The 21,708-nt window shown below is 61.0% G+C and carries 19 protein-coding genes and 1 pseudogene; 4 read left to right on the top strand and 16 right to left on the bottom strand.

The annotated features are described in order from the left end of the window. Positions 1-55: 55 nt before the first annotated feature. The 6 genes from ACZ9DP_RS11500 to ACZ9DP_RS11525 all read right to left on the bottom strand — a co-directional run bounded on the left by ACZ9DP_RS11500 (position 56) and on the right by ACZ9DP_RS11525 (position 5,960). Positions 56-1,171 (bottom strand): ABC transporter substrate-binding protein, encoded by a 1,116-nt coding sequence (locus ACZ9DP_RS11500; protein WP_074071309.1) that lies wholly within the window; start codon positions 1,169-1,171, stop codon positions 56-58. Between the two features lie 33 nt (positions 1,172-1,204). Beyond that, positions 1,205-2,263: an ABC transporter ATP-binding protein gene (locus ACZ9DP_RS11505; RefSeq protein WP_476201754.1), complete on the bottom strand. Its 1,059-nt coding sequence runs from the start codon at positions 2,261-2,263 to the stop codon at positions 1,205-1,207. A gap of 377 nt (positions 2,264-2,640) precedes the next feature. Next, positions 2,641-3,408 carry an SDR family NAD(P)-dependent oxidoreductase gene (locus ACZ9DP_RS11510; RefSeq protein ID WP_476201755.1) on the bottom strand — a complete coding sequence of 256 codons (768 nt, stop codon included), beginning with the start codon at positions 3,406-3,408 and terminating at the stop codon, positions 2,641-2,643. A gap of 154 nt (positions 3,409-3,562) precedes the next feature. After that, complete coding sequence (locus ACZ9DP_RS11515; RefSeq protein ID WP_476201757.1) at positions 3,563-4,042, bottom strand: RES domain-containing protein; 480 nt, start codon at positions 4,040-4,042, stop codon at positions 3,563-3,565. Continuing rightward, on the bottom strand, positions 4,039-4,626 hold the full coding sequence (locus ACZ9DP_RS11520) for a hypothetical protein (protein WP_476201759.1): 588 nt from the start codon (positions 4,624-4,626) through the stop codon (positions 4,039-4,041). The genes ACZ9DP_RS11515 and ACZ9DP_RS11520 overlap by 4 nt, the downstream gene beginning before the upstream one ends. 320 nt (positions 4,627-4,946) lie before the next feature. Next, positions 4,947-5,960, bottom strand: coding sequence for a LacI family DNA-binding transcriptional regulator (locus ACZ9DP_RS11525; RefSeq protein ID WP_083636046.1), 1,014 nt, complete (start codon positions 5,958-5,960; stop codon positions 4,947-4,949). A 123-nt stretch (positions 5,961-6,083) separates the two neighbouring features. Here ACZ9DP_RS11525 and iolG point away from each other — a divergent pair, with 123 nt between their 5' ends. Genes iolG through ACZ9DP_RS11545 form a run of 4 tightly spaced genes read left to right on the top strand, consistent with a single transcriptional unit; the run spans position 6,084 to position 10,315 of the window. Beyond that, positions 6,084-7,091, top strand: a complete 1,008-nt coding sequence (gene iolG / locus ACZ9DP_RS11530; RefSeq protein WP_476201760.1) for an inositol 2-dehydrogenase — start codon at positions 6,084-6,086, stop codon at positions 7,089-7,091. Between the two features lie 28 nt (positions 7,092-7,119). Continuing rightward, positions 7,120-8,034, top strand: coding sequence for a myo-inosose-2 dehydratase (gene iolE / locus ACZ9DP_RS11535; protein ID WP_476201761.1), 915 nt, complete (start codon positions 7,120-7,122; stop codon positions 8,032-8,034). A 23-nt stretch (positions 8,035-8,057) separates the two neighbouring features. After that, complete coding sequence (locus tag ACZ9DP_RS11540; RefSeq protein ID WP_476201763.1) at positions 8,058-9,230, top strand: Gfo/Idh/MocA family protein; 1,173 nt, start codon at positions 8,058-8,060, stop codon at positions 9,228-9,230. A 38-nt stretch (positions 9,231-9,268) separates the two neighbouring features. Beyond that, entirely contained in the window at positions 9,269-10,315 is a 1,047-nt protein-coding gene (locus ACZ9DP_RS11545) for a Gfo/Idh/MocA family protein (RefSeq protein WP_476201764.1), read from the top strand. Positions 10,316-10,695: 380 nt separating this feature from the next. On the opposite strand, the pseudogene ACZ9DP_RS11550 reads toward ACZ9DP_RS11545, so the two are convergent. From ACZ9DP_RS11550 to ACZ9DP_RS11595, 10 genes and pseudogenes are all read right to left on the bottom strand, one after another. After that, positions 10,696-11,992: pseudogene (locus ACZ9DP_RS11550) on the bottom strand (IS110 family RNA-guided transposase). Positions 11,993-12,137: 145 nt separating this feature from the next. Then, positions 12,138-12,839 carry a MurR/RpiR family transcriptional regulator gene (locus ACZ9DP_RS11555; RefSeq protein ID WP_476201766.1) on the bottom strand — a complete coding sequence of 234 codons (702 nt, stop codon included), beginning with the start codon at positions 12,837-12,839 and terminating at the stop codon, positions 12,138-12,140. Between the two features lie 73 nt (positions 12,840-12,912). After that, positions 12,913-13,302 (bottom strand): tautomerase family protein, encoded by a 390-nt coding sequence (locus ACZ9DP_RS11560; RefSeq protein ID WP_476201768.1) that lies wholly within the window; start codon positions 13,300-13,302, stop codon positions 12,913-12,915. Positions 13,303-13,360: 58 nt separating this feature from the next. Then, entirely contained in the window at positions 13,361-14,170 is an 810-nt protein-coding gene (gene iolB, locus ACZ9DP_RS11565; protein WP_476201770.1) for a 5-deoxy-glucuronate isomerase, read from the bottom strand. 12 nt (positions 14,171-14,182) lie between these two features. Next, positions 14,183-15,100 (bottom strand): myo-inosose-2 dehydratase, encoded by a 918-nt coding sequence (iolE, locus tag ACZ9DP_RS11570; RefSeq protein ID WP_239601466.1) that lies wholly within the window; start codon positions 15,098-15,100, stop codon positions 14,183-14,185. 31 nt (positions 15,101-15,131) lie between these two features. Then, complete coding sequence (gene iolD, locus ACZ9DP_RS11575; protein ID WP_476201771.1) at positions 15,132-16,967, bottom strand: 3D-(3,5/4)-trihydroxycyclohexane-1,2-dione acylhydrolase (decyclizing); 1,836 nt, start codon at positions 16,965-16,967, stop codon at positions 15,132-15,134. 1 nt (position 16,968) lies between these two features. Continuing rightward, positions 16,969-18,906, bottom strand: coding sequence for a bifunctional 5-dehydro-2-deoxygluconokinase/5-dehydro-2-deoxyphosphogluconate aldolase (locus ACZ9DP_RS11580; protein ID WP_476201772.1), 1,938 nt, complete (start codon positions 18,904-18,906; stop codon positions 16,969-16,971). Between the two features lie 81 nt (positions 18,907-18,987). Further along, positions 18,988-19,773, bottom strand: coding sequence for a TIM barrel protein (locus tag ACZ9DP_RS11585; RefSeq protein ID WP_283073425.1), 786 nt, complete (start codon positions 19,771-19,773; stop codon positions 18,988-18,990). Between the two features lie 8 nt (positions 19,774-19,781). Beyond that, positions 19,782-20,792 carry a Gfo/Idh/MocA family protein gene (locus tag ACZ9DP_RS11590; protein WP_476201773.1) on the bottom strand — a complete coding sequence of 337 codons (1,011 nt, stop codon included), beginning with the start codon at positions 20,790-20,792 and terminating at the stop codon, positions 19,782-19,784. A gap of 9 nt (positions 20,793-20,801) precedes the next feature. Continuing rightward, complete coding sequence (locus tag ACZ9DP_RS11595; protein ID WP_074071298.1) at positions 20,802-21,701, bottom strand: sugar phosphate isomerase/epimerase family protein; 900 nt, start codon at positions 21,699-21,701, stop codon at positions 20,802-20,804. Positions 21,702-21,708: the final 7 nt, after the last annotated feature.

Below are 21,708 nucleotides of genomic sequence, written 5' to 3' on the forward strand. Positions count from 1 at the left end.
TTCACGAAAGAAGGAGTGCCCGCCGCCAGAGGGGACGCGGCGGGCCGACAAGGCTTCAGCCCTGCATGATTTCCTTGAACTTGGCGAACCACTGGCTCTCGTTCTCGACCTGCACCTTGGACGAGATGCGGATCAGGTGCTTAAAGTCCTCTTCCTTGGTCGGATAGGACGGATCGCCCACGAGATCGGCCGGCGGATTGACGCCGGGGACGACGCCTGGCAGACCGAGACCGTCGAGCCAGATCTGCTGGGCTTCCTTGGTGAGGGCGTGGTTGATGTACTGCTTGGCCCAGTAAAGCTCGTTCTCCGGCAGGCCTTTTGGGATCCACAGGCCGTCAGTATCGAACTTGGCGCCTTCCTCCGGCACGACCCACGCGATCTCGATGCCGTTTTTCTTGGCTTCGCGAGCGTTGGTCGAGATGGTGCAGGCGGCGTCGATCTCGCCTTTCTGGAACCAGGTGGTAAAATCCGGGTCCTCGCCGAGCAGCGGCTGCTGCTCCTTGATCTTGGAAATGAAGTCCCAGGCCGGCTGCATGTTGCCCGGAATGTCCTCGAGCTTGCCGCCGCCGGCAACCTGGGCCGGGAAGTGGAAGCCGATGCCATCATTGTAGAGCGCGATGCGACCCTTGAGCTTGGGATCGAGCAGGTCCTTCCAGGACTTCGGCGCACCGTTCGGGAAGGCAGACGGGCGATAGGCGAGCACGTAGACATAGCCGTATGTGTTGACGATCGGATAGCCCTCGAGACCGACCGGCTTGGCAAGATCGGTAGCGTTCTTGAGGTTCGGCAAGTCCGACAGGTCCTCGGTCACCCCGCGCAGCGCCGACTTGGTCGCGTTCGTCGTCGTGTCCCAGTTGATGTGGATCGGCGGGACACGCTTCTGAGCAACAGCGGCCCAGACCTTCGGCTGGATCTCGTTGTCCTCGGTCAGGTCGTGGCGAACGGCGATGCCGGTCATCTTGGTGAAGCTGTCGGACACGCCGGCCTTGAGCGCATCGACCCAGCTACCACCCCAGGCGCGAACGATGATTTCGGCCGGCTTTTCCGGCTCCTGGGCAAAGGCGCGGCTGACGCCGAGCGTCGAGAGGCCGGCCGAGGCGCCGGCCGCGGCCATGGACGCAAGCAGCGTCCGGCGGCGGATCTGCGCGGACAGGAACTTTTCATGCGACATTACACATTCTCCTCTGGCTAGACCTTCTCGGGGTCATTTTTGAAAGACATGCATATCTCTGGCATTCCAGCCGAGACGAACCTCTTCGCCAGGACCGAATTGCAAGTGGGATTCGCGATCGTGGTCGAAGACGCGCATCAGCACGCCGGCAAGCCCCGGAACCCGAATTTCGTAGACGACGCGCTCGCCTTCAAAGATGCAGTCGACCACTTGGCCGTCCACCACCGTTTCGAGACCGTCGAGGCTCCCGCGCTTTTGTGCGATGCGGATCTGCTCGGCACGAACGGCAGCGGCGCAGGGCGCACCGGCAACAAGCGCGGCATCGGCAACCACGCCGGCAAGGCGCAGGCCGTTCGCCTCGAACACGACGCGTGAAGAAGTCAGGTCGACGACCTTGCCGTCAATAAAATTGGTGACACCGATGAAGTTGGCGACGAAGGCATTGCACGGCGCGCGATAAGCGTCGACTGGACGGGCCTTCTGCTGGATCTCGCCGCCGCTCATGACGATGACCTCATCGGACACCACCAGGGCCTCGCGTTGGTCATGGGTGACATTGATCGTCGTCACCCCGAGTTCCTTCTGGATGCGGCGGAACTCGAGCTGCATCTCCTCGCGCAGCTTGCGGTCGAGCGCGGCAAGCGGTTCATCAAGCAGGAGCAGGTCCGGCTCGAACACCAGGGCGCGGGCGATGGCGACACGCTGCTGCTGGCCGCCGGACAACTCATTGATGCGCCTGCTGCCATAGCCACCCAGTCGGACGAGATCGAGATAGCGGTCCACCTTTTCCGGGATCGTGCGCGCATCATGGCGGCGCATCTTGAGCGGAAAGGCGACGTTTTCGGCCGCCGTCATGTGCGGGAAGAGTGCGAGCTTTTGGAACACCATGCCGATCGCGCGCCTGTGGGGCGGCACAGCACTGACCGGCTGGCCGTTGATGAAGATTTCGCCGCTGGTTGGTCGGTCGAAACCGGCGATCATGCGCAGAAGAGTCGTCTTGCCGGAACCAGACGGGCCGAGAATGGTCAAGAACCGTCCCTTCGGCAGGTCGAAGACGGCATTCCTGACGGCATGGACATCACCGAAGACCATGCCCACATCCTTCACGGAAACAGCGATCTGACCGGTTGATTCAGCCGGACGGAGTTCGGCAGCAACAACGCCCGTGACATTCCCCTGTCTTGCTCCGTTCGACGAACGAGGCCGACGCGAAGCTTCATTCTACCGTCCCGGTCGACAGGCAACCGACCGAGTTTTGCGTTAAGTTGTCTATACATATTTGTACAAGTACCGTCAATCAAGCTTGCGTATTTTTTACGCCATAAAGTCGCCTGACCAATATTTGTGCAGATGCGAAAAGCTCAACTCCACCGACAGTCTTGTCGTCCGCGAACAGAAAGGCAAGCACGCCCGACGAGTGTCCGGTACGGCTTGCACCATCGGACGAACCATTCGTGCGACGCCCCATCTCAGATCGAGGCGAGATAGCCGCCGTCGACTGGAATGCAGTGGCCGGTGACGTAAGCCGCAGCATCACTGCAAAGGAAGACCGCGACGCCGCCGATGTCGCTCTCCTTGCCAAAACGGCGCTGCGGAATCTTGGCCAGCATGCGCGACTGCCAGTCCTCGTTCTCGTAGAAGACCTCGGTCATGGCCGTGCGGAAATAGCCGGGCGCAATGGCGTTGACGCGAATGTTGTGCGCTGCCCATTCGGTGGCCAGCGCCCGCGTCACGCCGAGAAGGCCGGACTTCGAGGCGCCATAGGGTGCGGCCGTCGGAATACCGACATAGGAGGTCAACGAGCAGAGATTGACGATAGCTCCACCGCCCGCCTCCGCCATGATCCGGCCGGCCGCCTGGGCGCAGAAGAAGGCCCCCTTCAAATTGGTCGACAGGATCGATTCCCAGAGCGCCTCGTCCACATCGAAGGACGGCCGAACATTCTCGAACCCGGCATTGTTGACGAGAATGTCGAGGCCGCCCAGCGCCTCGGCCGCCGCTCTCGTGACGCTTCTGCAGGCCTCGACGTCGCGCACGTCCTGGGCAAGCGTCACCGAGCGACTGCCGGACTTCTCGATCAGTTCCCGGGTTTCGGCGAGCCCCTCGACCGCCCGCGCTGTGATCGCCACATCCGCACCGGCCTCCGCCAATGCAATCGCGATTGCCTGACCTATGCCGCGGCTTGCTCCGGTGACGAGGGCGCGGCGGCCAGAAAGATCAAAATTCGGGTGGGTCATGATGGCTCCTTGTTCTCGTTCCCGACGACATGTCCATACATTATGCAGACCATGAATCCCGACTTATGAATGTCGCGTAGCAAACGCACCCATGGAGACTGTAAATGGCGAACCCTTCAAGCCCTATCCTTGAGGAAATTCGCTCGATCTCTCCTTACAATGCCGGACTGACGTGCGGGCGATATACCACGTCGGCGACATTGCAAACCTTGGCTCTAACGAGAACCTCACCGGCCTCGTCAGCGAATATCGACGATGTCATCGCGCGCGTCATATGGCAAACCCGCATTGTCGCGCCGAGGATTGCAAGTCCAGGACCGGTCATCCTGATCAGCCTCAGGGCCTTCTCCAAACGGATGCGGACATAAGCCTTGCGATGCAGGAAGGCAGTATCGATCAAAGAGTGTCCTGGCGAGCGGAGGAATGTCTCTGCGAAGGCTCCGTGGATTTCCTGCGCCACGTAGAGCACACCGTATGATCCGTCTGGCGCATTGAAGCGGCCAAGGACGGACCGATCGAAATAGATAGGATCATATGCGGTTGTATAGAACCGATGGAGATCGGTTCCGTCCGGAAGCGTTATCAGCTCAGGGTGGCGCGAATGCAGATCGCTCGGCGGAAGCGGTGGCGTCACGCACCTTGCTCGCCATATCGGCGCGCCGCTTCCACAACGAGGGGAATATCGCCGATCTTCAAGACGTCGATCGGCTTGCGGCCGCCGAGCCGCGCCTCAGGCCGCGCGAGGAAATTCAGGATCAGCCAAGCGTTCTTAGTGGGTAATGCCTGGCGAACCTCCTTCAGGCCTGAGACAATCGAGCCATCGCGGTTGAACTGCGGCGTCGGATAGGCGCGCCGATTGCTGGGCCCGGGGACCGCCAGCAGGCTGCCGTCATTGACCCGCTTGTCGACCGCCTGACGAGAGACGCCTTGCATCAAGGTCCGGACCTGATCGAGGTCATAGGCGCCGCCGGCCTCCTCCAGGTCCTTCTGGGCGATCCTCACGCCCTCGACCAATGCAAGACTGCGCGCATCGGGCTCGAACGCGGCTTGATTGATCACCGCCTTCTTTCCCGCGGGGCTTCCTGAGGTCACGACTTGGGCCGCGCTCTTGACGCGTTTGCCGAGTGTTTCGCTGATCTTTTGCGTCGTCTCTGGCCTCGACGAAACGACGGCGACCTCAGCACCTTCTGGCAATTTGAATCCGGCGAGCGCCTTCATCGGATCGCCCTTGACAACAAACACGGCCATGCTTTGACCGGCCCGTTTGCCGGCCGGCTGAAAGGAACCGGTTTGAGTGCTTGATTGAAGCTTCTGTGCCATTGGGTTGATCTCCTGAACAAGGGAAAGGCTCTTGAGGCAACTCTGTCAACTTTGACAACTTCAGCAAGCAAGGTACAGTCCCATGCGAACGCTGTCTCGCCCGAGCCTGCAAGATGCTGCAGATGCCGGGCAGTTCCTGGCGATCACCTGCTAGTACTGCAAAAAAACGTCGCACTTCTTGGCGTTTTGACGCCACAAGAGACAGCAAATATGTTGCCTCAACAATTCTCGATCATGTGAATATGGATTGACGTGGTAAGGCAAGCAGGTGGGTCGTCCTTGCGACCGAAATGGGCAGCCAGTGCTTCAACTGCCGCTCGCACTTCAAGCGCCGGATCCTGATCGATGATGGCATCAATCAGGCCCTCGCGCATCAATTGGCGGCGTTCGTCAGTCAATTCATGCGTGATGAAGACGATTTCATTCCTTCTCCCGAGAGCATTCATCGCGCTGACCACCGAGCGCGCTCCCGCGGAAGCGTTGTAAATGCCTCGAATGCGAGGGTTGCCTTTCAAGGCATTAAAGACGAGGTCACCTGCCCTTTCCCCACGCTCCATACTCTCGAGGACCTCTGCTACCTTGCACTGGGGATAGCGCTCGCGCAAAACCGCGCGAAAACCCATCTCGCGCTCCTCGTGGCCAATCATGCTGAGCATGCCGGAGATGACGACGATCTCACCCCCTTGCTCGCCAAGCAGGCGCCCCATCAAATCGCCTGCGACACGGCCTGCCTTCCTGTTGTCTGGTCCAACATAAGCGTATCTTTCGGCATCACGAATATCGGTCGCCAGAGTGATGACAGGCTTTCCGTTCCGACCGTATGCCCTTAGGGCGGCTGCGATGTCCTCGTTCTGAGGGCTGACGATGACCAGTGCATCACAGCGCGAGGAGAGTGCATTTACGAGGGTCACCGTCGCCGCCGGCCGCGTTGGATCGATGTGGTGGACTTGAAACTGAAGATTATACTGGAGGAAATCCCTATTTGCGGCTTCAAAACTGTCCTGCACCGCAGCGTGAAACGGATTGGCGCGTGACTGAAGCAACACGGCGATGCGAAGGGTGCGTGCGGCTCGCTGATTGAGCGCCCGGTCGATCTTAAGCTTGCGCGCATATTCGAGCACGCGACGTTCCTTGTCCTCGCTTACTCCGCCGCGGTTGTTGAGAACTCGATCGACCGTGGAAAGCGATACCCCTGCCGCAGCAGCCAGATCCCGCGCCGTCGGTTTTGCCATCGCCCGATCCCTGTTTGAAGAAATCTCTTCAAAATTGACGTTCTCCTTCAGTAGCACTCGGCTAATCTGCAGGCAACGGGATGGAGGCGGAAACGGCGCCCGGGCAAGAATGGGAGGCAATCAATGACAAATCTCGCTGTCTTCGGCGCGGGTCGTATCGGGCATGTGCATGCGTTGAATGCCGCCAGCTTGCCTTCGGTGCGAGTAAAGTACCTCGTCGACCCGGTCGCAAGCGAGCAGCGGGCCGGCCTTGCGGCAAGGATCGGGGCGGACATCGTCTCGGCCGATACCGTGTTTTCCGACGCGTCGGTCGACGGGATCGTCATTGCCAGCTCGACCGATACGCATGCCGGGCTGCTCCTTCAGGCGGCCCGCGCCGGCAAAGCGATCTTCTGCGAGAAGCCGGTCAGCCTCGATTTCGTAACGGTGGAGGCCGTCACCAGCGCTGTCGAGACCTCCGGCGTTGTCTGCCTTCTGGCATTCCAGCGCCGCTATGATCCCGATTTCCGCTTCGTGCGCGAGCGGATCGTCAGCGGGGAGGCGGGTGCCCTTGAGCACATCGTCATGCACACCCGCGATCCCGCGCCGCCGTCGCGCGCTTATGTCGAGCGCTCCGGCGGCATGTTCCGCGACCAGGCCATCCATGATTTCGACATGGCTCGCTATCTGCTCGGCGAGGACATTGCCACCGTCTACGCCGTCGGCAACTGTCTCATCGATGCGGAGATCGGCGCAGCCGGCGACATCGATACGGCGATGGTGACGCTGACCTCCGTCTCCGGCCGGTTCGCGCAGATGGTCAACTGCCGCCGCGCGCCGTTCGGCTATGATCAACGGCTGGAAGTTCTGTGCTCGAAGGAGGTGCTCTATGTGGAAAACCGGCCGCAGCGTGGAGTGACCATCGCCGATGCCGACGGCTTTCGCGCCTCCGCCCCGATGAACTACTTCATCGAGCGCTTCGCCGATGCCTATCGCAATGAGATGGCGGCCTTTGTCTCCCTGATCGAAACAGGAGGCCGGCCGCTTGCCGGCATCCGGGACGGACTGGAGGCGCAGCGTATCGCCGAGGCGGCACTTGTCTCCATGCAGAGTGGCATGCCCGTCCGCATCGGGCCGGACTGGCGACCTTAGCGCCTTCACTTTCATCCAGGAGGACATCATGACGAAAGAGAAATTGGCGGCGCTGCCGGACGGGGTACGCCTTGCTGTAAGCCCGCTTTCCTGGGCCAATGACGTGCTCGAGGATCTCGGTGCTGATATAGCGGTCGAGACCTGCCTGGACGATGCCGCCCATGCCGGCTACCAAGGCGTCGAGCTCGGGCGTAAGCTGCCGCGCAGCCGCGAGGCGCTGGCGCCGCTCCTGGAAAGCCGTGGCCTTGCGCTCGCCTCAGGCTGGCATTCCGGAGAGCTTGCCGAGCGCGGTGTCGAGGCGGAGATGGCCGCGGTTGCCACCCACGCCGAACTCCTGCGCGCCATGGGGTCAACGGTGCTGGTCTATGGCGAGGTGGCGATGATGGCGCCCGGTGCGCCGCTTGATGCGCCGATGTCGGCACGGTGCGTGATGCCGAAGGAGGACATCGCCGCCTATGCGGCCCGGCTCACCGACTTCAGTGCAAGGCTGGCCGGAGAATACGGGCTGACGCTGGCCTATCACCATCACCTCATGATGGTGGCGGAAACATTTGACGAGGTCTCTGCCCTGTTCGACAAGGCGGGATCGGCCGCCGGACTGCTGCTCGACACCGGCCATGCCGCCGCAGGCGGCTTCGACTACACCCGGCTGATCGAGCGCTTCGGCGACCGCATCGTCCATATTCACCTGAAGGACGTGCGCGGGCCGGTCATCGCCGAGGTCCGTGCCGGCGACCTCAGCTTCAATGCCGGCGTGCGCAGGGGTATGTTCACTGTGCCCGGCGGCGGAATCGTCGACTTCGCCCCGCTTGCAGCCTTTGTTCGGCAAAGCGGCTATCAGGGCTGGCTGGTGGTCGAGGCGGAGCAGGACCCGGCGCTTGCCCCGCCGCTGCCGGCCGTCACCGCGGCCTTCCGCCACATCCTCGACACTTTTGCTGCCTGAGCAGCTTCATCGGGAGAAAATTTATGGGCAAGACAATCCTTAACATCGGCCTGATCGGCTCCGGATTCATGGGTCAGGCCCATGCCGATGCCTATCGCCGCGCGGGCATGCTCTACCGCGACCTGCCCGCCATTCCGCGCCTCTGCCTTTTGGCTGATGCCACCGAAGAGCTGGCGGCCGGGGCCGCTGCCCGCTACGGCTTCGAGAGGAGCACGGGCGACTGGCGCAAGCTGGTCGAGGACCCCGAGGTGGACGTCGTCGACATTACCTCGCCCAACGCCCTGCATCATGAGATGGCGCTCGCCGCAATTGCGGCCGGCAAGCATGTCTATTGCGAAAAGCCCCTCTCCGTTACGCTGGCCCAAGCCGAGGAGATGGCCGCCGCCGCAAGGCGCAAGGGCGTCAAGACCATGGTCGCCTTCAACAACATCAAGACGCCCGCCGCCATGCTCGCCAAGCACTTGATCGACCGGGGCGACATCGGAGTGCCGATGCGGTTCCGGGGCTGGTTCGACCAGGGCTTCTTCAACGATCCGGACCTGCCGTTTTCCTGGCGCTGCACGCGCAAGGACGCCGGCTCCGGCGCGCTCGGCGACCTCGGCAGCCATGTGATCTCCGTCGCGCAGTATCTGATGGGCGACGTCGACAGTGTCATCGCGCAGACGCAGACCTTCTTTCCGACGCGGCCGGTTGCGCAAGGCGGCTCCGGCTACGGTGCAAAGGCCGGCAGCGACGCACCGCGCGCGGTGGTGGAAAACGAGGATCAGATCCAGACGCTCGTTCGCTTCAAAAGCGGCGCTGGCGGCACGATCGAAGCGTCGCGCGTGGCAGCGGGAAAGGTCTTCGGCATCTACTGGGAAGTGTCGGGCACGGAAGGCACGCTCATCATGGACGGCGAGCGGTTCAACGAGCTGAAGATCGCGCGCTTCAACGATCCGAAGCCCGACCGCGGATTCAAGACGATCTATGCCGGCAGTCAGGTTCCGCAGTTTTCCGCCTTCTTCGGCTTCGACTTCGCCGGCGGCGGCCTCGGCTACTTCGACGTCAAGGTCATCGAGGTGCGCGACCTGATCGAGGGCATCGTCGACGCGCCGGACTGCTTTCCGAACTTCGAGTTCGGCCTTGCCAACGAGCGCATCATCGACGCGATGGAACGGTCACTGGAGAAGAACACCTGGCAGCGGATCGCCGGCTGAGCGACGGGCGCTCACCGATCATGGGAGGATAAAAAGACATGTCGTTTCCGCAAACCCTGCCCGCCGCGCGGACCCTGTCCGCCATGGACGCCCCGCCGCTTCGCTGGGGCATTCTCGGCTCCGGCTGGATCGCCACCAAGTTCACGGAATCGGTCAAGGCTCATACGCGCCAGGATATTGCCGCCGTCGGCTCGCGATCGCGCGTCGCGGCGGATGCATTTGCCGCGCAGTGGGGGATCGCACGGGCCTATGACAGCTACGAGGCGCTCGTCACCGCCGATGATCTTGACGTCATCTATGTAGCGACGCCGCACAATCTGCATCACGCACATGTGCTGCTGGCGATCGAGGCGGGGAAACATGTGCTCGTCGAGAAGCCTATGGCACTCAACTGCGCACAGGCCGAAGGCATGGTCGCAGCCGCCCGCCGCAAGGGGGTGTTCTTCGCGGAAGCACTGTGGACCTATTTCCTGCCGAAATTCGATGTGCTCCAACAGGTGCTGGATGCTGGAGCAATCGGAGACATCCTGTCTGTTTACACCGAGTACGGCGAATATCTGCCGCGCAATCACCGTATTTTCGACGCGCGCCTTGCCGGCGGACCGCTTCTCGACCTCGGCACCTATCCGGTCTCGCTGCTGGCAAAACTCCTTGGCGTGCCAAAGAAGGTCGTTGGCATCGGACAGGCCGATTCCGCCGGCGTCAACGGGCAGTTGTCGGTCGTTCTCGCCAACGCCAGTGGAGCGCTCGGCACGATGTCGACCACGCTCTACGGCTTCACCCCGACGAACGCTGCCATCGTCGGTACCAGTGGGTCGATCCGGTTCAACACGGAATTCCACCTGCCTGGCTGCTTCGAAATCTGGTCATTGGATGGATCCGCCCGGCTCCAATATGACGAGCCCAGGGGCGCGCATTTCGAGGGCCTCTACTATGAAGCTGCGGCCGTCGCATGGGCGATTTCGGAAGGACAACTGGAAAGCGTCTGCCGGCCGCTGGATGCATCGCTTGCCACGATGGCAACACTCGACGCGATCCGGAATGCTATCGGTATAAGCTTCACCGAAGCGGGGCTGACCGAATAAACCTCGAAGAAGCGGCGGGTTATATAGTGTTCGCTGCGTTCTGTCGGGTCTGTCGCGTGCAGATTGCCAAGGCTTCGCTGAGCGCGATCCCAGCCGTGGCGAGCAAGAGCCCATCATGGCCCGACTCGATCACCCTGAACCTGACCGAAGCGAGTTCCGACAACGTCCTAAGTGCGGAAGAAAATGGGCTTGGCAGGCAAAGTTTCTCTGTTCGTCAGCATGCTCGCGCTGCATGACGCTCGTCAAGTCACATCGTCGAACCAGGCGGCCTCCACTGGAATGGGAAAAGGTCTCGTCCATAGCAAACACAGGGTCCATCATTTTGGCCCTCACCGTCCTTAACACGAGCTTCTGATCCAGGTGGAAGACCCAAGCATTGTCTACAGGGTCATCCGATGGGATGCCCTCACGGCCCTACCTGACAGAGGTTCTTCCACCTGGTACCCGCCCTTCAACGAAGGGCCGGTAGTCTGAACCGCTTTTGACGACGGCGTGTACGACACGCGCCATCTTGGCGGTAATAGCGGTCATTGCCTTGCGGCGGAGATCGGGATTGTCACGATCCCTTGCGATGTAGCGTTCGAACTTATGCCGGAAGCCGTTCTCACGCTGGCGGATGGCAACTTGTCCAGCAATCCACAGCGTCCGTCGCAGCCGCGCGTTGCCGAATTTGGAAAGCCGGGTCTGGCCACGATACTGGCCCGATTGTTGTGTCGACAGATCCAGCCCGCAGAATTTGAGAAACTGACGGTGATGGTGAAAGCGGCGTAGATCCCCAGCCTCCGCGATGATCGTCAGCGCGTTGATGGGACCGATCCCAGGTATCTGCCGCAAAAGCTGATAATCGCGGCTGTGTCGCAGCAGCTCATCGGCCTGTGTTTCGATCTCGTTACGTTGGCGGATCAGGCTACGGGCTTCGGCCACAACCATCCGAAACATGCGAATGGCAGGCGCATCCAGCGGCAATGGCAAGCCGATCGATGTGCATGCCGTCTCATAAATATCCATTAAAATCTGTGACTTGCTGACTTTCCTGCCGACAACATCCCATGCCGCTTCGACGAACTCCTCTTTCGTCAGTGTCGTGATGCTCGCGGGTGTGGGGAACGCATCGAGGAAAGCGAAGAACCAGTCGCTACGGCTGTTGCCCCTGAAGCGATCAATCTCAGGAAAATACAGCGGCAGGTAATGCGTCAGGATGCGATGCTGGATCTCGGTCTTGGCGTTAGCAATGGCTTCGTGTGTCTTCGACAATTCCTGAACGTCGTTGATGCCGGCACGCAAGGGATCATGATAGACTTGTGTCGAATGGATCCTCAACATGTGCAGGATCACCTGCGCATCCTTGGGATCGTTCTTGTCCCAGCTGTTGTGCAAGGCTTCTCGCGTGCGGGCCAGTGCCAGCGACGAGACCAACCGCGTCTCGAAGCCGGCTTCGACCAAACGCCAGGCGACGGGTCGGTGATAATTGCCCGTTGCCTCAAAAGCACAGACCACCGGTTGGCCATAAGCCTGCAGGACTTCGATCAGACGATCATGCTCCGCACGGGTGTTGAGAATTGCCAACCGGCGGCGGCGTTTATGGCCGGGTGCTTCGATCAACACTTCATTGCGAACCTTGGCGATGTCGATGGCTACCAACACGGCAGCGGTGGGTATAGAATTCTGACTGGTCATGGTCGGTCTCTCCGGAATGAGTTGTGAACACTCACATTCTAGAGATACTTTGGCTGGCCATGGCCACCTCAAACGGTGCGCGCTTGCAGCAAAAAAGCTGCGCGCACCGTTCCCTCGGTGGCTCCAATTCTTCCTTCCGTAGGTGCTATGGCCAAAAGTTGGAGTCCGTCAGAGCAATGACAGGAATTCTTCGATCCGATAGGTTTGACGCATGTACCGTCGTTTCCTCAGCATAGGGTGCGCAACTGATGATGACTGCCGCATCGTCCGGCGTTGCAAACGCGAGCACATCGTCGCCGCCGACAATGTCCGTTAGCAAGGTCGAACGAATTCTCAATCGGGTCAGGCAATGTTGAAGCAAGGCAGCCATCGGAAAAGTGCCGTTCCCCGCAAGGATGAACACGCAGTTGGCTGAGGAAAGAATTTCCGCTGCAGCTTTGATGTCAGCCACGCGGATTGTCTTGGATAATGTTTCGAGCGAATGATGACAGGCCTCTATCGTTTCATAAAACACCTGCGCTTCGCGCGCGACACCTTCCCGTCCTGATCGGCGGCTTCCGCCTTTTTCGCCTGGCGCGATCTTTGCGCGGACAGCCTCTCGAAAAATCGCTTGTAGTGTGCTGAAGCCGTCATAGCCGAGGAACTGGGCGAAACGTATCAGGGTTGAAGGCGTTACCTGCGCTGCAGTTGCGATGGAGGCGATCGAACCCAACGCAACCTCATCAGGATTATCGAGAACATGGCGCGCAACTTGGGCAAGACGCTTAGGAAACAGCGCGTGCTTGGCATTGATTAAGGACCGCAAAGCTTCGAAATCTTCTGGTGGCCGTCGGTGTTCGCTGCTCATTCGACCCCCCTAACAAACATTCGGTTCGCATCGATGATGCCTGACGGTGCGTAGGTGGATCCTCCAAAAGTCTTCATAATTCGCCAGTGACGAACTGCGCTACTCCCGCGCCGAAGGACCAATCTTCATCGGTATTTTCCACGAACGACGCCATGATGTCAGAGGCAGAAATCCCGCATTTTTCCTCGAATTGCGCGGCCAAGCCTTGATAGAAGGCAAGCTTTTCCGTCCTCGACCGAGGCCGCGAGACGACTTCGACAAGAACAAAATTCTGCGTTCGCTGAAAGCCAAGGCCAGTATCCAGAGCACGAAAATGCGAAGCCTGGTGTTCGAAGACCAATTGATAGCGGTCACGTTCTGGCACATTGAACGCGGACAACATGACCTCATGCACCGTATCGAGTAGCAATTCGACTTCGGCTTCGGAGCGGCCTTTTTGTATGTGAAGCTTGATGAGGGGCAAGGGAGATCCTATTAACCGTTGGCCGATAGCGCCCCTACAGGCACTGCGGGTTATTCACCTAGCGTGCATCACGATCCATGATCCATTGGACCGCTGGATCAGGAACGAAGCGCCAATTGCGCAAAGGGCCTGCCATGACGTTGAGGTAATACATTTCAAACCCGTAGGGCGCGCCACAGGGGTGATGGCCGCGAGGGACGAGCACCACGTCGTGGTTTTTCACCGCGATCGTCTCGTCAAGCGAGCCGTCATCGGTATAGACCCGTTGCACGCCAAAACCCTGCTCCGGATTGAGCCGGTGATAGTAGGTTTCTTCGAGATAAGTGATCCGCGGGAAATCGTCCTCGTCGTGACGGTGGCTCGGATAGGATGACCAGTTGCCGGCCGGCGTGAAGACCTCCGTCACCAGCAGGCTATCGCAATAGTCCTCGGCCTCCATCGCGATGTTGTTGATGAAACGCTGGTTGGCGCCCACCCCGCGCGCCGTGAGCTGGATGCCGTCCGGGCCAATGCGTCGTGCCTTGTGGCCACCCTTGCCGGGGGCAAGGCAGACGCCGACCGTGCAATCGGTCGTGGCGCGCGCTTCCCACTGCTCGCCATTCGGCACGTAGAGGCAATGGGGCGGGGTCTTCGCGAAGACGTTCATGCGTTCACCCAGTTCACCCCAGTCCTTGCCGGCCGCGGTGAAGCGGGCCTTGCCCTCGACCATGACCACGACCGCTTCCATGCCGCCGGTCGCCTCGCCGACGGTTTCGCCTTCCCGCAGGCGGTAGAGGCTGAAGCCGACATAGCGCCAGCCCGCCGATTGAGGGGTAATCTCGTGGACTTTGCCATGACTGCCGAACGGTCGGCGCAGGAGAATGCTCATTGCGCTTTTTCCTTATCCGGCTGCTCTGGCGGCAGCCTTGTCCAGTCCGACGTCACGGGCGATCGACTTCAACGCCTTCAGGCCCATGTTCTGGTAGTGGAAGGGCTCGCGAACCGCGCTGTCCTGCTCGGCCTCGATCACCAGCCAGCCCGAATAGTCATGTTCGGCCGCGACCTTCAGCACCGGCGCGAAATCGACGCAGCCTTCCGGATCGCCCGGAACCGTGAACACGCCCCGGCGCACGCCTTCGAGGAAGGAGAGGTTTTCGGAACGGACCTGCTTCATGATTTCCGGACGGATGTTCTTTGCATGGATATGCGTCACGCGGCCCATGTATTTCTTCGCCACTTCTTCCGGGTTCGCCCCGCCGAAGGTGCAATGACCGGTGTCGAGCAGAAGACGGGTGTAGGGGCCAGCCATCGTCATGAAACGGTCGATGTCGGCAGCGCTCTCGATGATCGTGCCCATGTGATGGTGATAGCCCATCTTGACGCCCTGATCGGCAGCATACTTGGAAAGCGCCTCATAGCCTTCCGAGAAGCGCTTCCACTGTTCCTCGTTCATGACGGGGCGGTTGTTGACCGGCGTTCCGTCGCTGCCGTGAACGGTGTTGGAGCATTCGCAGGCATTGATGTGGTCGCCGCCGGCAGCCTTCGTCATGTCGATGAACTTCTGCAGCGCCGCCTTCTCGGTGACGATGTCGTTCACCAGAAGGTTAGTCGAATGCCAGCCGCCAACGAAACGCAGGCCGAACTCGCCGAGCTTGGCCTTCAGCGCGCCGCCCTCGTCGGGCATCTTGTGGCCCTTCTCGATGCCGTCGAACCCGATCTTGCGGCAATCCGACAGGCAATCCTCCAGCGTCAGATGCGCGCCGATCGTCTGGTCGTCGTCGTTGGACCAGGCAATAGGATTTGTTCCGTAAAATATCATGGTTCGGTCCTTCCAGGCATTGTCGCGAGGGTTAGTTGATGCGTTGGCGGGCCACGTTCGCCTCATAGTGCGCGCGGGCCTTCTTGAGCTTTTCGGTGGTGCCGACTTCCGGCACGGCGACATCCCACCAGGCGCCGCCGATGCCGGCTCCGGTTTCCGCTTCCGTATCGATGACGATCACCGTGGGAATGTCCCGGCTGCGCGCCGAGACGATTTCGGTTTCGAGCTGCGCGATGTCGGCGGCCTTGACGGCATACGCGCCCATCGAAGTCGCATGCGCGACGAAGTCTATCTCCGGCTGGGTCTCGACATTGCAGTCCTTGTACATGTTATTGAACTCAGCACCGCCGCATTCCTGCTGCAGACGGTTGATGCAGCCATAGCCACGGTTGTCCGTCAGCACGATGGTGAAGGGCACGCGCAGCATGACGGCGGTCGCGAGCTCGGAATTGGCCATCATGTAGCTGCCGTCGCCGACGAAGCACACGACTTCCTTTTCCGGTGCCGCGAGCTTGATGCCGAAAGCGCCGGCGACCTCGTAGCCCATGCAGGAATAGCCGTATTCCATGTGATAGCCGCCGGCGGCCGCCCGCCAGAGCACTTGCAGGGCGCCGGGCATGGTGCCAGCCGCGCACATGGCAACCGTCTTTGGACCCGAAATTCGCTGCACCGCGCCAATGACCTGGGCATCGGAGGGCCGGAAATTCGGCTTCGGCGTTCCGGGGGCCGCTATAACGGCATCGGTCGCCTTGAACCAGGCCTCGCGCGCGGCGAAATCCGGATCGGCGAAACGGTGCGAACCGAGCGCAGTGGAAATGCGCCGCAGCGCCACCTTGGCGTCGGAGACCAGCGGGATGGCGCCGTGCTTGGCCGCGTCATAGCCGGCGAGGTTGATCGAGACGAGCTTGCGGCTCGGATTGCTGAAGATCGCCCAGCTGCCGGTCGTGAAGTCCTGGAAGCGGGTGCCGAGGCCAAGGATCAGGTCGGCTTTGGCGGCGATCTTGTTGCCGCAATCGGTGCCGGTGACGCCCGGCGAGCCGAAGTTGAGCCTTTCTTGCCAGTCGATTGCACCCTTGCCGGCCTGCGTCTCGACGATCGGTATATTGTGCGCCTTGGCGAAGGCGAGCAGATCGGCTTCTGCGCCGGAATACAGCACACCGCCACCTGCGACGATGACCGGGTGTGAAGAGGCCTTGAGCACTGCGACGACATCGTCGACTTCGCGCGGATCTGGCTCTGGACGACGGATGCGCCACGTCTTCGGCTCAAAGAAGCTTTCCGGCCAGTCGTAGGCCTCGGCCTGCACGTCCTGGCAAAATGCAAGTGTGACCGGGCCGCAATTTGCGGGATCGGTCATCACCTGCATCGCGCGAGGCAGGACGGTCAGCAGATGCTCGGGACGCGTGATGCGGTCGAAATAGCGGCTGACCGGACGGAAGCAGTCCGTCACGGTGACAGTGCCGTCATTGAAATCCTCGATCTGCTGCAGAACCGGGTCCGGCCGGCGGTTGGCGAATACATCGCCGGGGATGAATAGTACGGGCAGGCGGTTCACATGGGCGAGCGCTGCAGCCGTCACCATGTTCGTCGCGCCCGGGCCGATGGACGAGGTGATCGCCATAGCCTTGCGCCGGCGCTTGGTCTTGGCATAGGCGATTGCCGCATGGGCCATGGTCTGCTCGTTCTGGCCACGCCAGGTGGGCAGTTTATCGCCAATGCCATGCAGAGCCTCGCCAATTCCGGCGACGTTGCCGTGGCCGAAGATCGCCCAGACGCCTTCGATGAAGCGCTCCCCCTCCTCAGTCATCTGTACGGCCAGCCAGCGGAACATTGCCTGTGCTGCCGTAAGGCGAATGGTTCCCGTCATGTCATACCCTCCTGCGCGACGGTCCCGCCGCGTGATTGTCCTGGCTTGCGCTGCGCGCTTCGTCCCAGATTGTGCAGAGCCGCTGATAGCGGGCCTGAATATCCTCGATCGCCTCAGCATCGGCGATGGTGCCAGCAAGCCAGTCGCGTGCGGCCTGCGCGAAGATCGTGCGGCCGACCGCAAAGCCCTTGACCAGCGGGAAGCCTGCCGCGACCTTGAAGCTCGCGGCGAGTTCGGCCTCCGGCGCGTCGAGACCGAGCACCACGATGCCGCGCGTGTGCGGATCGTTTTCATTGATCGCAGCGCAAGCCTTTTCCCAGGCGGCACTGCTGGCCATCGGCTCAAGCTTCCACCAGTCCGGATAGATGCCGATCTCATAGAACCGCCGGATGAGGGTCGCCGTCGTGTCGTCATCGACCGGGCCGACCTTGGACGGAATGATCTCGAGCAGGAATTCCAGCCGGTTGCGACGGGCCGCCGCGAACAGCCGCTTGATCGTCTCTTCCTGCGAAGCTCGCATCTGCGCATCGTCGTCGGGATGGCAGAAGCACAAGACCTTGACGACGTTTTCAAGCGCCCACTCGTCAAGTCCGCCGAAGTCGGGGCCAAGTTCGGGTTCCAGCGTCAGCGGACGCGAGCCCGGCCATTCGACCGGTCGGCCGACCCAAAGGCCAGTGCCTGACGCGGCGTGAAGCGCACGGCGGCCGAGGCGGTTGTCGCAGAGGATGCCATAGCCTGGTCGGCCGCCCTGAACCTTAAGGGCCGCCTCCAGGCAGAGTTCTTTGAAACGGCCAATCTTTTCGGGCGTGGCACCTGCCATGGCCTCCAGCTGCATGCGGTGGTCGAAGGCGAAGACGCGCATGGTCGACCAGTCATTGTGGCGGTTGGTCGCCCAGTGGATCTGCTCGAGTTCCGCGTCCTTGCGCAGCGCCTTGTCCTTGATGCCGCGCTTCAGGAAGAAGTCGAGCTCCTCCAACGACGGATAGGCCGGCGTGCAGCCATGGCGGCTGACGGCGAAGGCGCCGCAGGCATTGGCATACTGAAGCGCGCGTGGCCAGGGCGCATCCTCCAGCCAGCCCTTGATGAGGCCCGACATGAAGCCATCGCCTGCGCCGAGAACGTTGAAAACCTCGATCGGATAGCCGGGGCCGCTTTCTCCCTCGTCGAGCGTATTCGGTATCGCACCGGTAAGGGCGACGGCGCCGGCCGCGCCGCGCTTGCAGACGAGCGTGGCGGTGGAGACGGCACGCACGGCTCGCAGAGCCTCGATCGTGTTCGTCGAGCCGCCTGCGATATGGAATTCGTCCTCCGTGCCGACGATCAGGTCGAAGAGACGCAGCGTCGATTGCAGCTTGGCGGTCACCTTGCCGGATTCGACGAAGCGGCTCTCGCCGTCGCCATGGCCGGCCACGCCCCAGAGGTTCGGACGGTAATCTATGTCGAGCGCGGTCCGCGCGCCATTCTTGCGCGCGAGCTCCAGGGCCTTGAGCACGGCCTTTTCCGTGCGCGGATGGCTGAGATGGGTACCGGTCGCGACGACCGAGCGGGAACGGGCGATCAGCGCCTCGTCGATATCATCTTCGCAGAGCGCCATGTCGGCGCAGTTCTCGCGGTAGAAGATCAACGGAAAGCGGTCCTCGTCCCGGATGCCGAGGAGCACGAGTGCCGTTAGCCGCTCGGGATCGGTCTTGACCCCGGTGACGTCGACGCCTTCGCGCGCAAGCTCCTCGCGAATGAAGCGGCCCATGTGCTCGTCGCCGACGCGGGTGATCAGCGCCGAGCGCAGGCCGAGGCGGGCGGTGCCGGCGGCCATGTTGGTCGGCGAGCCGCCGATATATTTGTGGAATGACCCCATGTCTTCCAGCCGACCGCCAATCTGTACCCCGTAAAGATCCACGGACGAGCGTCCGATCGTGATGACATCCAATGACTTGTTCATTTCTTCCTCCGGCACCCGGCTGCAATTGCCTAACGTACATGCTGCCCGCGCCGCTCGAGGCGCAGGCAGCGGGTTGTCGGCTCAGAGCTTGCCCGAGACGTAGCTGATGCTCTCGCGCACGGCGGTTTCCGGATCTGCCAGTGCATGCACTTCCTCGGCAAAAGGCTCGAAGCTGTAGGGGCCTTCGAAGCCTGCGGCGATGAGCGCCTTGATCTGCGGAATGTTCTCCAGCCGATCTTTGGCATCGACGAGCACGCGGTGGGCGTCGAGCATCTCGTCCACGGCGACATTCGGATCGACGACGCCCGAGATGTGGACCAGACCCGTCCTTTCCGGGAAGAAGTCTGTCTCGCCGGCCAGGTGGTGATGGAAGGTATCGTGCACGAGTTTGTAGATGCCGCCTCCTTCAGCCGCGTCGATGGCGCGAAGCGCTTCCTTCTTGGTCCGCAGCGAGGAGATCGGGAAGCCGAGAGGTTCGACGAGGCCTGTCAGTCCGCGCTCCTCAAGGATGGGCTTCATGGCCTTCAGCGCCGCGACGAGATCATCGAACGACACTTTCGTGCCGTCGTTTAGCGGGCACATGACAAGCGCCTTGGCGCCGGAAGCGGCCGCATAGTCGGCGAGCGCCACAGCCTTCTTCGGTAATTCACCCGACCAGACGTTGAACGGATAGAGCGCGTTGATCGAAATGATCGTGACGCCGGCGCTCGCTGCGGCCTTTTTGACGACTTCAGGCTTCACCGTCCCGACGATGTCGGGAAGATCGTTGCGGATCTCGACCTCCGTCAGACCCAGGTCGCGAGCCGCCGTAAAGAAGTTTTCAAGCGACAGCTTGGGCGCGGTGATGTGGTTGATGGCAAAACGCATGGAGGACCTCAGTTGTAAAGCGCAGGGCGAGTGGGAAGATTAATCGCGACTGCGGCACCCTCTGTCTCCTGCGCGGCTACGCAGGCATCGGATGTGATTGCCGCCACATAACCGTCCCAGGAGTTCGGGCCAGCCGCCGTGCCTTTGGTAGCGGCGTTGATGAAGTCCTGCAGCTCAACGTCGTAGCTGGCGATGAAGCGATCCTTCCAATCGGTGAGGATATCGTTTTGAAGCTTGGCGCCGAGACGCGTCTGGATTGCCATCGGCTCAGGCAGAGTGGCGACACCGTCTTCGCCAACGACCTCGCACTGAATGTCGTAGCCGTAGTGGCAGTTGACGAAGATTTCGACATCGATGATCGTGCCCTTGGCAGTCTCCAGAATGACAATCTGGGGATCCCTAAGCTTGGCATGACTGCGCGCTGCCGAACGGGGAAACAGCACACGAGCGGAAACGTAGTCGTCATTCAACAGCCAGCGCAGCACGTCGATTTCGTGAATCATCGTGTCGTGGATGGCCATCGGCGTAACATACTGCTCGGGGACGGCTGGGTTGCGATGGGCGGCATGAACCATGATCGGCGCACCGATCTTGGTATCCACGAACTGCTTCAGGGCGACATAACCCGCATCATATCTGCGCATGAAACCGACCTGTAAAAGTCGTTTGCCGTGCGCAACTTCGGCATCGACGATGCGCTTGGCGCCATCGGCGGTTGTCGCCAGAGGCTTTTCGCAGAAGCATGGCTTACCGGCAGCGATCGCCGCCAGTACATATTGTTCGTGAGTGGCACCCCAAGAGGTGACAAGCACAGCGTCCACATCGGGTGAGGAAATCAGTTCTTCGCCGGTGGTGAAAATTGCAGCGTCAGGCGCAATGTCGCTTTTCACCGCTTCGGCCGAGGCGCGGTTCACGTCACTCAACGCGACGACTGTCGCCCCGCCAAGAACCTGATTGATGCGGCGTGCATGGTCTCGGCCGATTGCACCGGTGCCGATGACACCTATTCTAACAGTCATTGGAAAGCCTCACTTTCGGTACTTTTTGATGTAATTGTTCATTTCGCTACACATGAACCGTCCGGACTCGTCCGCCTTGTCCTCCCAGGCGAAGACGCAGGAGGTCATAATGCCGTCGAAGCCGATATCGGCGAGCGTGCCGAAGAAGTCGTCCCAGGGAACCTCGCCTTGGCCGATATTGAGATGTTGGTGAACACGCGCTTGGGTACCCGGTGGGTTGAGAATATAGCGCAGACCCGAAGACGCTTTGTGATTGAAGGTATCGGCCACATGAACGTGCGCGAGAACGTCCTTTGCCTCGCGCAGCATCGCCTTGGTATCGTCGCCGAAGTAGAAGGTGTGCGGGGCGCAATAGAGGAACTTGACGTTCTTCGAATTCACCGTGCGGATGATGTCGAGCGCGGGCTGCAAGGTTTCGCACCAGTCTTCGGGATGCGGCTCGACGTGTAAATTGATGTTCTCACGTTCGAAGATCGGTACAAGTTCCTCCATCGAGCGCCACCATGCGTCTTCACAGGCCTCGATCATCGACCCGGTGTGGCAGCAGTAGCACGAGCCCTTGTCGGGGTGCGGACCACGCCCGAATTCCGAGTTCATCGTATCGACTTCCATCTCCACCGCGATTTCGATGGCGCGCTTCCAGTGACGCACAGCGGCCTGACGCTCGGTCTCGTCATTCGAGGCCCAGCGATACATCGGCAACAGTGAGGCGATCTTCACGCCCTCGGCGGCCAGCGCTTTCTTGAAGGTTTTGATACGCTCAGGGAAAACCCGTGGAGCCTTGAACCACTCCAGAAAATCGGCGCGGGGGCTCAGCTCAATCCATTCATAGCCGAGCTCACGGACCTTCCGCGGCAGCTCCTCGAGGCTGAGATGACGATGCATAAACGGGTCAAGGGCGATACGCATATGTTGG

The organism is Rhizobium sp. USDA 4016 (assembly GCF_056279705.1).